The 13,860-nt window shown below is 51.9% G+C and carries 6 protein-coding genes; 4 read left to right on the top strand and 2 right to left on the bottom strand.

The annotated features are described in order from the left end of the window. Positions 1–362 precede the first annotated feature (362 nt). The 3 genes from HMPREF0573_RS02820 (at position 363) to HMPREF0573_RS02810 (ending at position 2,843) form a co-directional block, all read left to right on the top strand. Positions 363–608 carry a TfoX/Sxy family protein gene (locus HMPREF0573_RS02820; RefSeq protein ID WP_041797911.1) on the top strand — a complete coding sequence of 82 codons (246 nt, stop codon included), beginning with the start codon at positions 363–365 and terminating at the stop codon, positions 606–608. 78 nt (positions 609–686) lie between these two features. Next, complete coding sequence (locus tag HMPREF0573_RS02815; protein WP_013188835.1) at positions 687–1,736, top strand: virulence RhuM family protein; 1,050 nt, start codon at positions 687–689, stop codon at positions 1,734–1,736. A gap of 291 nt (positions 1,737–2,027) precedes the next feature. After that, positions 2,028–2,843 carry an Abi family protein gene (locus tag HMPREF0573_RS02810; RefSeq protein WP_013188834.1) on the top strand — a complete coding sequence of 272 codons (816 nt, stop codon included), beginning with the start codon at positions 2,028–2,030 and terminating at the stop codon, positions 2,841–2,843. A 485-nt stretch (positions 2,844–3,328) separates the two neighbouring features. Here HMPREF0573_RS02810 and HMPREF0573_RS02805 read toward each other — a convergent pair whose 3' ends face one another. Further along, positions 3,329–4,948: an ABC-F family ATP-binding cassette domain-containing protein gene (locus HMPREF0573_RS02805; RefSeq protein ID WP_013188832.1), complete on the bottom strand. Its 1,620-nt coding sequence runs from the start codon at positions 4,946–4,948 to the stop codon at positions 3,329–3,331. 471 nt (positions 4,949–5,419) lie between these two features. Then, positions 5,420–5,848: a hypothetical protein gene (locus HMPREF0573_RS02795; RefSeq protein WP_013188830.1), complete on the bottom strand. Its 429-nt coding sequence runs from the start codon at positions 5,846–5,848 to the stop codon at positions 5,420–5,422. Positions 5,849–6,196: 348 nt separating this feature from the next. On the opposite strand from HMPREF0573_RS02795, the gene HMPREF0573_RS02790 reads away from it, so the two are divergent. Continuing rightward, positions 6,197–13,816: a DUF5979 domain-containing protein gene (locus HMPREF0573_RS02790; RefSeq protein WP_236589757.1), complete on the top strand. Its 7,620-nt coding sequence runs from the start codon at positions 6,197–6,199 to the stop codon at positions 13,814–13,816. Positions 13,817–13,860 lie beyond the last annotated feature (44 nt).

The raw sequence follows: 13,860 nt of genomic DNA, 5'->3' as shown, positions 1-13,860 counted from the left end.
CCGCCGGAACGCCAAACAGAAAACGGCAGCGACGCAGTCGCGTGAGCCGCTGAGTAAAACGGTGGAGGCGTTAAAAAACGGCACTGGTGTGCCGTTTTGCCGGAACGCCTTAAAAATCCTCCGTCGCCCGATCCATGAAACCAACAAAGCCCACCAATCCCGACCTTTTGCGGTAGTACCACGCAGAAACCCGAAATAAAGACACACGAAATGTTACTTAAGCCAAAATAGGTTGCGTTAGCGGGTATATTGATAGCACATGATTATTCCCACAGTGTTCGTTGCAGAAACTGGTGGAAGGTGTTGGGCCCGGGGTTCTTTCTGCGCTGAGAGTGCTTTTGGTCTGGAGAAATGGAGCGCTGATGAACGACTTGACTGATCTTCCAAATATTGGGCCAAAGTTAGCGCAAGCACTTATTGAGGCGGGGATTGACACACCTGCGAAACTGGCCGAGGTTGGCAGTGTAGAAGCATGGTGGCGTGTTCACCCCCGATTCACCTGCCAGCACTCGTTACTAGCTCTTGAAGGCGCGATACAAGGCGTCCCTAAAAGCCTGCTTAATCAGGAAATTCGCGAACGATTGCGACAGGAAACACTTAGTGATTGATGTGTTATGAGTCGGTTCATGACGAGTAACCGCAAATGACCGCAACGTCTATTCAGTATTTGCGCAGGGAGGAGTGCCATGACCACAAGGGACGGTAGCCAAACCGATGAACCAAAAGGACAGATGCTGATTTATCAGAGCCCAGACAACTCCGTAACTATTGAGGTCAGGCTTGAGGGCGAGACGGTTTGGCTCACGCAACAGCAGATGGCAGAGCTCTTTCAGAGTTCAAGGTCTAACATTATCGAGCATATTGGCAATATCTATGCCGAGGACGAGCTGGATGAGGAGGCAACTTGTCGGGAATTCCGACAGGTTCGTCGTGAGGGCAGCCGCAACGTGACGAGAACACTGCCTCACTACAACCTTGACATGATTATTTCCTTGGGATATCGAGTAAAATCAAAGACTGCTACGCAATTTAGACGGTGGGCAACCGAGAGGTTAAAAGAGTACCTCGTCAAAGGTTTTACCTTGGATGATGAGCGACTCAAGAACCTCGGGGGCGGATCGTACTGGTACGAACTTCTCGAACGAATCCGTGATATCCGTTCATCGGAGAAGGTGATGTATCGGCAGGTGCTGGATTTGTACGCCACAAGTGTCGACTACGACCCGAGGAGTGCAGAATCGATTGCGTTTTTCAAAATGGTTCAGAACAAGTTGCATTATGCTACCCACGGACACACCGCGGCGGAAATCATCCATGAGCGAGCCGATGCTTCCAAGCCTTTCATGGGAATGACCGCTTTCAAGGGTAGTCAACCCACACTTGAAGAAGCAAAGGTCGCGAAGAACTACTTGACAGAAGACGAGCTGAGAGTGCTGAATCGTCTTGTTTCTGGTTACTTCGATTTTGCCGAAGTTCAAGCTATGAATCATCGTCCGATGCACATGAGCGACTACGTCGAGCACCTTGACAATATTCTGGCAGCAACTGGGCAACAGCAACTTCAAGGAGCCGGAAAAATTAGCCACCAGGTCGCGATTGAAAAGGCAACTACTGAGTACCGCAAATATCAGACACATACGCTGTCTCAGGTCGAGCGGGACTATCTGGAAACCATTAAAGCTCTCGAAACGAAAGCCAAGAAAGGCGAGAGTGACGCCCCCGATTCGGACAGATAAGTCCAAATCAAGAAAGCGCGGAGTAGATTGCGCCTGTCCAACCTATCTGGTCACATCAAAATACGCCAGACGCTCACTAACACCGACCTTTTGCTGCAATACCGGGCAAAAACCAGAAATAAAGACACGTAAAATGTTACTTAAGACACAGGTTTCACAATACCTGCTGATACTGTTGCCGGTATTGTTTTTTTCGGTTGCTATCGCTTAGAATGACGCTATCAAGACCGGTTCCGCCCGTGAGGGTCCAGGGCCGGTCCTCATCGTTTCTGCGCCGAGTAGGAGTTCGTGATGCCACAGTCTCTCGCTACTCCTCAGGTCAATCAGTTCAAAACCCATAGCGAGCAGATAGCTTTGCTGCGTGAACGTGGAATGCTCATCGAATCTGATTCTAAAGCGTGCAGGTTACTTGACCAGGTGAATTACTATCGGCTTTCGGGATACTGGTATTCATGGCGCAAACTACTGAAAACGGGAGAACGCGCCGATAGTTTCATTGCTGGCACGACATTGGCTGATGTGGTTGCCGTCTATATGTTTGACTGCAAGCTTCGTGAGGCTGTATTTACCTGTCTCGCTCCGATAGAGCTTTCAGTGCGTTCTATGCTTGGGCATGAACTCGGTCGCATTGACCCCTTCTCGCATCTACACCCAGATAGTCTCGGTTCCTTGGCGCGAGCATCCGACTGTGAGGGGTCGTCTTCTGGACACCAAAAGTGGCTGGAGCGTTATGAAAAAGAGCTACGCGCATCGCGTGAAGATTTCGTGGATCACCACAAGAAAAAGTACGGTGGCAAGCTTCCCATCTGGGCTGCTGTGGAAGTAATGGATTGGGGTTCGCTGACTCACCTGTACAAATTAGCTCCCATCGGTGTGCGAGACACGATTGCTGCTCGCGTAGATTTGAATGCCACCCAGTTAGGTTCATGGCTGAAAGCGCTAAATATTTTACGCAACTATTCATCTCATCACGCGCGTATGTTTAACAGGGTTTATGCTATCAAACCCTGGCTACCTAGAAAAGCCCGAACTGGACATGATTGCGGACACGGTAAACCGGATTTTTGGTCAGCTAACTTTGATCCAATATCTTCTGGTTCACCTTGACCTTGGAAACGTCGCCATCCTTCCTGAACTCCTCGAACAGTACCCACGGGTCAAGCCGCTACCAATAAGCCACCTTGGTATGCCCGATAATTGGCAGGAAAATCCTCTTTGGGCAACCAAAACTGTCTTGTCCTTCCGATAGAACCTCTGTCGCCCGCTCCACGAAACAAAAAACCCACCAACGCCGACCTTTTGCTGCAATACCAGGTGCGGCTCTCACTGGTTAGGAACGGTAGAGACAAAACTGGATAAATCCGCGAAATTCTTTTCTCATTTTTTAGGTTTTAATGTCGCGGCGGGTTATTATCTAGGTAATCGTTCAGCCCGCCTCGACTCTTGTCGAGAGTGGGCTGGATCTCTTTCTACCGCTTTTTGAGGGCAGGTGTATTGACCAAGCAGGTGAAACCAGCCGCGACCATCGATCAACATGTTGATTTGTTGCAGTAGAGAACGCAGAGTGGCGGACAGGTTTGGTCATTGGAGTATTACTGGATATCAATCGTCGAGCCTTGCCAATGGTCGATGAGCCAGCGGTCGTGACTGGCGATAATCAATGTTCCTTTCCACCTACTCAGCGCATCTTCCAAGGCCTGCATACTGTCGAGGTCGAGGTAGTTGGTCGGCTCGTCGATGATGAGGATGGTAGGGGTTGAGGCTAGGGCTAGGGCGATTTGTGCGCGGCGCTGGTTGCCCGCAGACAGTTCGGGGATTGGGGTTGTCCACATTGCGGGGTGCAGGATTCCTTTCCCGGCTTCGCCGATTCCCCCTCTCCAGACTTCGGTGGTGAATCCAAAATCACGGACTTTCGGTAAATGTTGGGGCACCAGGCTAATCGCTTTGTCGCGCGTGATGGTTCCGCTTGCCGTGGCGTCAGCAGGGGGCTGTCCAGAACTTATCCAGTTCAAGAGTGTGGATTTCCCCGACCCGTTAGCGCCGGTGACCAGCAGGTGTTCGCCATAAACGACATCGAAACTGAGTGGCGCGAGGCGCTGTTCCACGCTTGCCTGCCTTGCAGATACCGCCACCCCGGTACGCTCGGCAGGCTGGGCAAACGCGAAGGACAATTCATAGTTACGGGGTTTGCGTACTTCTCGCGCCGCTAAGGTGTCTAAGCGCTGGTCGTCGTTTCGTATCCGACGTGTGGCGGTCGCGGCGGCACGGTCGGAAAAATACTTCTTTGCTTTGCCTTCAGCGCTGGCAAGACGCACACCTCCGCGAGAGATTTTTCCTGCCGCCTGCCGATGCCTCCGCACCTTACGCGTTTCGGCTTGCTGGGCAGCGTGCAGTTCCACATACTTGGTGCGGGCACGGGCTTTTTCAGCCAGATAGTCGGAGTAACCCCCAGTGCAACGGTAAAGACCTGCGGTTTCGCCCACCCCTTCGGCCTTCGCCAAGGCATTGAACACCTCCACGTCCATATCGTAAATCACCGTGGCGGTGTCCTCTATGAAGGCCCGATCGTGGCTGGCCATCAGGACCGGACCGCCCCAGCTATTGACCGTTTGTGTCAGAAAACTGAGTGCCTGAGCGTCGAGATGGTTGGTAGGTTCGTCCAAAATCAATACTGCCGGTTTCAAGATGAGGGTCGCCGCTAATTGCAGGCGGCCGCGTTGACCGGGAGACAACCGGGACAGCTCCCGGTTCCGCCCCGACCTTGTAAAAGATATCAAACCGAGCCCGGCCAGCACTTCGGCTACCCGAGCGTCGAGCGACCAAATATCAAAACTCGTCATCTGAGCCAGCAGCTGGTCATACTCTCGCTCCCACTCGCCAAGTGCGCCGCCCTCGTCGATTCGCACAGTTACCTCCGCAAACTGGCCAGCTATGGTTCGCAGTGGACGTAGCGCGGCGTCAAGGTAGTCGCCGACGCTACCATCAAACTGTTCGATGCTGGGTACCCGGAAGCGCTCCGATTCGGTTCCCTCGACTTTGCCCCGCTGTGCCGGCAGGTCACCCGAAGCGATACGCAGCAGTGTAGTTTTGCCACACCCGTTGGGTCCGACCAGGCAGGCGCGTTCACCGTCGCTGACGTGCAAACTGACATCATTGAGCACCGGGACGGTCGCATAGGAAAAAGAAATATTAACGAGGTTGATGGCAGGCATAGTAATCTCCAGGACGCAAGAATTAACGGGAAGCGTCTCAGCCAGGCTGAGTAGAGATTACCTGGTCATCGGAAGATATCTCCTCGATAGAAGGGGTGGGCGAAGGACCAGCTCCAATTTTAGCTCATTGCTTTCGTGCCAGCTACTGTTTTTTAGGTGCCGGCGTCCCTGTCACAAGGGACGGATTTCGTCATGCTGTCTTGCTGAATGCGCAGGGCAAGCCGATTTCCAAGACCTATGACGACACATTCTTTACGTCGGACCCGGAAGGTGCTGTGATCGTGGCGATAATCCACGAATCGGGAGACTCATACAAGGTGAAAAAGACCATAAGTACCAACCCCACAACCAGCATCGGCTTTATGCCACTTCTCCGGGGGATGGCAACGGAATCGGGGGCTACCTCGGATACAAATAGGAACACTAAGCGCGAGTCAGTCGGTGCTCCCTACTAGCTAGCCCCCTGGGGCGTTAGTTTTCGCTAGGTGTCTCGGGGGCAGGGGATGCCACGGCATCTTTTGGAGCTTTCGGGTGGCGTTTATCGAGGTAGTGCGCGGCACAGGAAGCGATGACGAGCAGGCTGAAAAGATTCCATGCAAACGCGGCAAAGCCGGAAAGCGGCTCGTTTTCCTGAGATGTCAAAAATGCGATTCCGAGAAGCACAGCCAGCAACACGTCAACTACGTAAACCCATGATTGGTTTACATTCGCGGTTTGTTTCCCTGCCAGAACGCTTGCCATTATCAGTATCACGAAAGAAAAGACTGCCCACCACCGAGGGATGACCGGCTCTCCCAGAACCTTAAACAGAACAGCCGACGTGGCGATACCGAGAACGACAATGATTGCGAGCGTGGCGAACCGCGACACTTTGCTACGCTGATTGGCTAGTTCCTTCATAGGCGACATTTTCTCATTTCGATTTCTATATCTCAAGAGGGTATGGTCCGGGAGTCTGTGGGGGCTGCCGCAGCAGGGTGGGGCGGGACGTTTAAGGTGCAGTGCCACTGGCGGTGCCGTCAAACCAGATTATGATGGTTTTGAAGGGCAAATTCTTTAACATTAATATCGCATTTCTACTGTTCAAAGCAATTTAGGGAGCGATTTTAGGTCAATCTGACCTTATTTGTTAAGTCAAAGTGATTTTTTTATATGCCATGGTATTGACGTGTGTGTATCGCTAGCAATACTATGGCACGAAAAAAAGAATCACGGATTATGACCACGAGCGTTCAGGGAAGGATTGCAATGGCTTCTATGCGAACAAAGCGTCTGGCAAGTTTTGTGCTGGCACCGTGCATAGTGCTAACTGCCTTGGCTTTTACCTTGCCTGCACTGACGGTTGCCGAGAACGCGGCGGCGGCGACTGGGCAATCCGCGAAGCCTAACACCGGACCGATTGGGACAGACAACGATCCCTGGCCACAGTCCTTTCCCCGGGACACGGACATGAGTCACGTGTCAAAAATGAAGCAGGGACGTATCGCGCTGGTTTTTGATTTTGATCCGCGCTACACCTGGGAGACCATGGGTGGAAACCGGATACCTCAGGGCAGGAATCAAAAAACCACGCGTAACTTCGACCAGTCCGAACAGATTAAAAAATATCTGAAAAACTTGGAGGGCGCCCCGGTACAGGTGGGGATATACACTTTTGACCGTTTTGACCGTACTGACAGGTACCAAAACGTAGCCTGGGCAAACACCCCGGATTTGCCCGCGACATCACTGGAAAACAAAGATGGCTTCGACAAAGTGATGGCGAAACTGGACTCCTTGGATGCCACCGACGGTACGGGAAGGCGTAAAGGGGATGGCACCGCTGCTGACGACGTGTCCAACCAGGAGCAGGGATTGCAAAAGGTACTGAACGATATGGATAAGTACCACTACACGGACGTGTTCCTCTTTACCGTGGGTATGCCAAACAAATGTGGGGTACACGATGGGGGATGTCCGGACGTCATAAAAAACCTCACCGAGGATCAAAAGAAATTCCTAAAGAAATCTGGTGCGCTTAAGGATGATGGCACCTCAGCTATCACCGAGCCGCATCGGTGGACGTACAAGAGCGACCCTGCAATTGCAGCCGCGGTGAAAGCCTACGAAATTCAGAAAAAAGGTGCCAAGCTGCGCCTCATGCATATGTACGTCAACTGGGGAATCAACGACCGCGCTTTTCAGTATGCGGGGTACATGCTGGGTGAAAAAATCGAAGGCACCATTGTCCCCGGTCCGCTGGGAGCCGAAGACCATGTTAAGTTGAATATCCCTGAGAGCATCAAAGACCAGTGGGTGACCATTCGTCACGCCGGGAATTTGGGGCTATACCACAGCGATAGAAGCATGATAGATGGGAGATATGACGGTAAAAAGATTGTGGAGGCGTGTAACAATTGGCACGGCTTGGGGACGCTTGACCTTCCCAAAAGAGATGGCTTTGCCCAAGATATTAAGCTCGGTGGAAACAATGGAAACCAATATTGTAACCACGTGCGTGATGGTAAGTTCGGTAAAACTGTGGTGGACTGGTTACAGAAGGCTCAAGGTCTAGCGGTAATTAATGACCAGGTTGACCAAGATTTACGCTTTATCAAGCCCAACGCGAATCGACAATTTAGCATCAAAGTTGCGGGCGGCAACGATACCTCCGTGAAAACCGCCGCGGACGGCTTCTTTGATCATGATGGTGCGGATGGTCAGGTCACAGAAGTTAAGTTTACCCAACCCTCGCCCCGCGAGCAGATTACGCCTTTCAAAGGCACGGATCATAAACTGCATAATGCCCGCTGCCATGGGTGGAACGCGGGGAAAAAACCGGAGACGTTCTATCCTGAAGACATTAATGACCCAAATGGTATCCCTATTGGTTTTAAATTCACGGATGAACAGCTAAATGTGAGCCGCGCCGGATATCAGCTAGCTAAGTGTGCGGTGTATTCCCGTCCTTTCCAGGAAGTAGAGATTGTCAAGCGTGCCATCACTGCTAAAGACGACCCGATAAATACTGTGCTGGGTCCGGGGAAAGTAAAAGAAAACAATCAAGTGGTGACTAAGCCGGGAGCGAAATACGAATTCGCGTGGAAATGCGTTGATCCCCTGAACCATGATGTCAACAAAGTGATTTCTTCCAGTGAGGGAATTCCCGCAGGTAAACGTACTCTGGAGATAAAAGGAAAGGTCAACAACCTCTACGAATGGGAACCCCTGGGAATCGGCAAAACTATAACTGAGAACAATCAGCCAAAGTCGATGCTGCCTGTAGGAGCCAAGTGTGAGGTTACAGAAAAGATTAAACTGCCCGCAGGCTATTACGCAGACGAGCGAGAAAACGCGGCAAAGGCTAACCAACTCTATACCTCAGAAAATCGTGTGGAGGGACGTAACTATCAGATAGAGATCCCCGCTAACGCCTCGGACCAGGAAAAGCAACACCCCGGGAGCGTAGGTCAGGCGCAAAACAAGGATAAACAAGCAACCGGGGGTCACACTTTTGGTGCCACTATCCGTTATGAACAAGGCAGTATTACCGCTTCTGGGGTTTCTCCGATTTCCCAACTGGTTTCCACGACTACTTACCGTTCCCGCAAGGCAGGAATTCATTTCACCCTGAAATTAGATAATCCCGAGAACGATCCTGCCTACGACACGGTTTTGGCTAAAGAAAAAGCTAAAACCGCACGTAATGGCGTAACTCTGGTGCCGGTTTACTACAACTGCCGGTTTATGCCCGACCCGAAGAAACCCTTGGAATTACCGGAAACTAATCAGGGCTACATTCCTACCCCGGTGCAAAGTGGGTGGATGTATGTTCCCGTCAAGCAAGGGGAAGCCACCGGCGAAGCCTACATCGGTTACCAAGGAGTTAACGAGCGAGGTGAACTGCCGAAACAGGGCGGTCAGGAAGTCAAGGTTCCGACCTGGCCGGTAGGAACACACTGCCTGTTTTCTACGGTGGCGCCTCCGGAGGCTGAACAGCAAAGCACGGGACGTCCGCTCGATTTGCCCGGTTTCACCAGTACTGAGAAATACTCCTCTACCGTATGCGCGGGTCATGACTATCAACCCGGTGACGGAGAAATTGAGTGCGGTAAAAACTATTTCTGGGTCGGCAGTGATAGAGAGCACACCATCAAATTAACCCAAGAATTTTATCGTCAACATGGACAATTGGAAGTTTCCAAAGTTTTGAAAGGCTCGGCGATTAGCCAGGGTCTCGCCACGCCTTACGAAATGAAGTTAGGTTGCCAGCAGGAACGGGTGAAATTACCTGTAAATGATAACGGTCTCACCCGTGGCAATGATGGTTCCTACACCTTCACCGTGAAGCCCGGAGAGCCACGAACGATACAGGGAGTACCCGCAGCGGCTAACTGTCAGCTGAGCGAGACTAATTCCAATAAAACCAAGATACGTAATGTTACAGTCACGATTCCTCGGACTCAGGAAATAGCTCCGCTGAAAGATTTGTCGAAGCCCCATCAGGTTGAGGTGGAAAACACCCTGGAGTACACGCCGGGAAGCCTGAAAATTACCCACAAAGGCACATATGACAATAACCTGACCTCCGCGATGCAAGAACAAATTCAGAACCAAAATCGCAATATAGAGCTTCGTTGTACTGATTTGGATGGCAAAGTTACTACCCAGTCCGTGCAGTTGCATCCGGGAGACACATCTGTGATACCGAACCTATCCGCGGGTTCCAAATGTGTTGTCAGCGCCGATACCAGTGGATTTAGTGTGCAAACCCAGGATGACCCGAATGCGGGACCATCGGAGCATTACATACAGGTGGCATCAAAACCGGTGGAAGTCACGATTAACCCAGGCAGTAATGAGAGCACCGTCGAATCTTCGTTTTCGCATCTCACTGCCGGGGAACTCACTATATTTTCGCGAGTAAAGCAGTGGCCGGCTTACGGTGCGGTAAGAGGGAAACTGCCACGGAATGTTTCTGCGGAGATAACCTGTGGAAGTCAAAGTTATTGGACTAAAACGTTAGATTTGGACATGACGGTACCGTCTACCATTAGTGGTACGAATTTGCCGGAAAACACTGCATGTAAGCTGCACGTAAAGGTGTTCAATACTTGGCCCACCGAGATTGAGGGCACGACCGAGTTCAAAGCTGGTGCCGGAAACAAGCTGACGGCAGCCAATTCACCCGCTGAAGAGTTCGATTTCACAACCCCGCGTTCCAATCAGACGGGTACTTCTCTGGTGCTGGCTCATAGCTTCCGCGAGGCTCAATCCACGGCGAAATTCCGCCTCGATACACCCCAGATGTGGACCAGCGCAGACGAAAATGCCAATACCGGAGTGAAGGTGCCTGATTCCTGGAAAGCGGCCCTTTTGAAAGGCATGAGCGCAGTGCCTAATGAAGTAACCTGCAAACTGGGCAACGATACTGTTTCTCGACCCGTAAATCTCGACCCCCAGGGCAACTTCGCACAGACTCAGGTGCCTCGTGGCTGGAAGTGTCAAGCGGCAGTCAGCCCAAGACTTCTAAAAATTGCGGGTACCGACCTCAAAGAGTCGAAATGGAGCCCGAGCGGTCCTGCCGGCGCAACTGCGAAAAATTTTGATGCGAAAGTGGCAGGCGCTGACCCGCAGGCTCCCGTGACATTGGACTGGACCGCAGGTGATGAATTTTCGGCAACGCTGAGTAATACATACCGTGTCCAATTGGCATCCTTTAATGTTAAAAAGAAAGTCGGTGGCGAGGGCGTCGGCGCGATTCCAGCGGAATACCAGTTTAAGATTCATTATTCGTGCACATTGAATGGTGAAACTATAGATCTTCCCGCGCCGGCTAACATTAACGATAAAACAGCTGAAGCCTACGAAGTGGTCAATGGCAACAACAGTGCCTGGGACGCAGCCGCACACCTCAAGAAAGACCTCGAAAAGCGTTTCAGCGGTACTTTGCAGACCGAAAAAACCGTTGACATCGTGCGGTTCCAGCAGGGTGAATGGCATCCTATCGACGCCCTACCAGCCGGTGCGGTCTGCACAGTTTACGAGGACGCCGCCGCTAAAGTCGATTCTTCGCGTCTGGATAATTATTGGGAGCTTGCCGCTGGCTATCGCGGTCGTGAACCCGCTGCCAAGTGCGAGGCTGATTCGAAAAAGTGTACTCCGACCTCGGAAACTAATAATGACGGTTTGGGCGGGGCAAAGGTATTTTTGCCTACAGACACATCGTCTCAGGCTAATAGTTTCTATAAAGATAAACAGAATGCTACAAACGACCACGGAATTCCTTTGAATCCCCAGGTTCCACAAAAATTCCCGGAAAACTTCGCCGGTACGGTAGTGGCGTGGAACAACTACACCTTTGATAAGGCGAAGAAACTGCGTTTGACAATGAAGCTGGAGGGAAACGGTAAAGAATTGCTCGCCGGACAAACTCTGCACACGCGGTTGTATTGTCAACCTCCTGCTATGCGTGACCAAAACAAGAGACTGGTAGCTTCCCAGTCCACGAAGGGTCGCAACGTGATTAACGCAGATCTGGAATTCAAGGTGACTCCGGACGCACTGAGGTTGGGTCGCATAGATGCCACCAGTGATGTCAAATTACCGGTGAATTATAAGTGCGTTATCGCGCAAAAGATGTTCTCTTTGGGTGATGGTCTGGCTACCATCCGACTCAGTGCAGACAGCGGTCCGGACAGTATCCAGCCACAATCCAGCGCCCCAGCAGATTTAGGCACGGGAACAACAGGCAGCACGCCAGTAAAAAGTAATTCTGCCACCACAGAGCAACTCCAGGAATTCTTTACTTCCCGCGACGATCCCGACGCTACTGGAAAGAAAATCGAGTTTAAGGAATATACGGCAGACGATAGGAATCTGTTCCAAGGGGCAGATGAAAACTATATTGCGGCTTTCCAGATGCCCGCAAAACTCCAGGAAGGTGCTACTGTCGGTTTCACTTTGACAAATCTGTTGTCCCGACCGGGTGTGGACTTTACGGTAGCGCACCAGCTCATCGACAATGTCAGCGGTTACTACAACTTGGGCGGGAAGCTAAACGATGCTCACGCGCTTAGCTATAAACTCGCATATGAATGCCAGGATCAGTACCTGAAGGAAAAATACCAGGACGGCGGAACAGAGAAAACTCGCCCGCTTACCTATCAGGGAGAAGTTGCGCTGGGCGTGAACCGAGAGGTTCAGCTTTTCGCAGCCGCAGACCCGAATGCCGCCAGCAGTGGCACAGTAAGCTCCGGGCAGCCTAAATTTATTCCTGCCAGCTCGAGTTGCGCATTTTGGTTAAACAATGCGGGGAACGATCCAATAGCCGGATATCCGGCAGTGCAGCTGTTGACCAGCAGCATGGTGCAGGGCGATGCCAAGTTGGCAGGTCGTTTCCGTAACCAACGTAAGTCTGCCGAGCGCGATCCCGGTCAGCTCAAAGCCAAACCGATAGTTTTTGAAAAAGATCCTAGTGCGACAGCTAACTCGGGAAATTCTGGTGCCACCGCGCCGAACGGCGTCGCTTCGGGGAATAGCAGTCAGCCGGCAAACCCTGCTAAAGCGGGAGAAAAAGCCACACCGTTGAAAGCGAAACTCACCTTTGATACTTGGTACTTTACAGAACGCCAGGAGCTGAGCCTGAGCACCTATACTTACGGGGCAAAAGCCGATGAGGCAATCGCGCCGGGCACTAAGTTTACCTACGAATACACCTGCAATTATCCCCAACTTCCGGGAATGACTTTCGATGGGGCAACGCGCAAGCTCGAAGGCATAAGTCTGGGTGACCGGGTCAGTCTGGGGCAGGATACCAGTGAGCCCTGCGATAGAGCTCCGTCCGGCGGGGGGACAGCTGTGTCTAGCCAGCCAGGAGGACCTGCCCCCGCTCCCAAACAGTGTGTTAAACGAGTAGTACCCGCGGGAACCTCATGCACCGTCACCGGACACCAACCGAGTCGCCCGGCAGCACAGAACTATCTGAATGTGGTGACTAACCAGGTAACCAACCAACCGGACTTGTGGAATATAGATAAAAACGGTCAACCCAAGGGTAAACCTAGAATTACCAGCAAGACTGTAGAAAAAATTGTTAAACAAACCGGTGCCGATGGCAGCTTTACCGTCCAATTAGGTGGTCAGACCAACGGTAAAGACAATCCGTTAGACGTGATTATTGGTCATATTGTCTATATGCACGGGGCAGAAATTTATGTGCGCCGAGTTGACGACCAACACCATCCGGTAAAGGACGCGAAGTTTGACTTGTACACACAGCCAGTCAGCGCAGTCACCGCTGGCACAAGTCCCGCCGCGAAGTCTCAGGTTTCGTTTACGCCGGATTTGGACTCATCTGGACAGGCTTCGGGCTGGTACCGTGCCATCCTCGCTCCCGGAACGTATTGGGTCGGTACCACTAACACCGGGGCTAACGGAGCTGAACTGCTGTGGCAGCGCTATCAATTCGATGTCAGTATCGCCGATAAGAAAAACGGTAAAAATCTGAATCCCGAATTCGACACCGTGGTGACTCTGTCTGAAAAGAGCCAGCATAGCGGTTTGGTGACATTGAGCAAACGAGAACTGACGACGACCCCAGGCAGCACCGCCGGTAGTACGCCCAGTTCATCCAGTAACCCCACCCCGTCCAGCTCACCCAATGCCACGGAGTCATACACTTCCAGCCAAGACCTCAATTCGCTGGATGCAACAGACTTCGTGAAATGGGATTTAGAGATTGGTGACATTCGATTTGGGACCCTGCCGCTCACCGGAGGCAAGCTGCCGTGGATGCTGGGTAGCGCCGGAATGCTGATGGGGGCGGCAGTAATACTGATGTGGCGGTTACCCAGACGCGAGGATTTTACTTCAGGTAAGGAAGCCTAGGGAACCGGCATGAGGATTCAACGTAGCAAAACCGAAACAAACAT

Source organism: Mobiluncus curtisii ATCC 43063, from assembly GCF_000196535.1.
Classification (GTDB): domain Bacteria; phylum Actinomycetota; class Actinomycetes; order Actinomycetales; family Actinomycetaceae; genus Mobiluncus; species Mobiluncus curtisii.
The sequence above is the reverse complement of the archived record's forward strand: the minus strand, read 5'-3'. Positions and strand labels throughout refer to the sequence as shown.

Bases quoted from the DNA above. Each gene is read 5' to 3' on its own strand.
- HMPREF0573_RS02820 (WP_041797911.1), top strand. From the start codon at position 363: ATGAACGACTTGACTGATCTTCCAAATATTGGGCCAAAGTTAGCGCAA.
- HMPREF0573_RS02815 (WP_013188835.1), top strand. From the start codon at position 687: ATGACCACAAGGGACGGTAGCCAAACCGATGAACCAAAAGGACAGATG.
- HMPREF0573_RS02810 (WP_013188834.1), top strand. From the start codon at position 2,028: ATGCCACAGTCTCTCGCTACTCCTCAGGTCAATCAGTTCAAAACCCAT.
- HMPREF0573_RS02805 (WP_013188832.1), bottom strand. From the start codon at position 4,948: ATGCCTGCCATCAACCTCGTTAATATTTCTTTTTCCTATGCGACCGTC.
- HMPREF0573_RS02795 (WP_013188830.1), bottom strand. From the start codon at position 5,848: ATGAAGGAACTAGCCAATCAGCGTAGCAAAGTGTCGCGGTTCGCCACG.
- HMPREF0573_RS02790 (WP_236589757.1), top strand. From the start codon at position 6,197: ATGGCTTCTATGCGAACAAAGCGTCTGGCAAGTTTTGTGCTGGCACCG.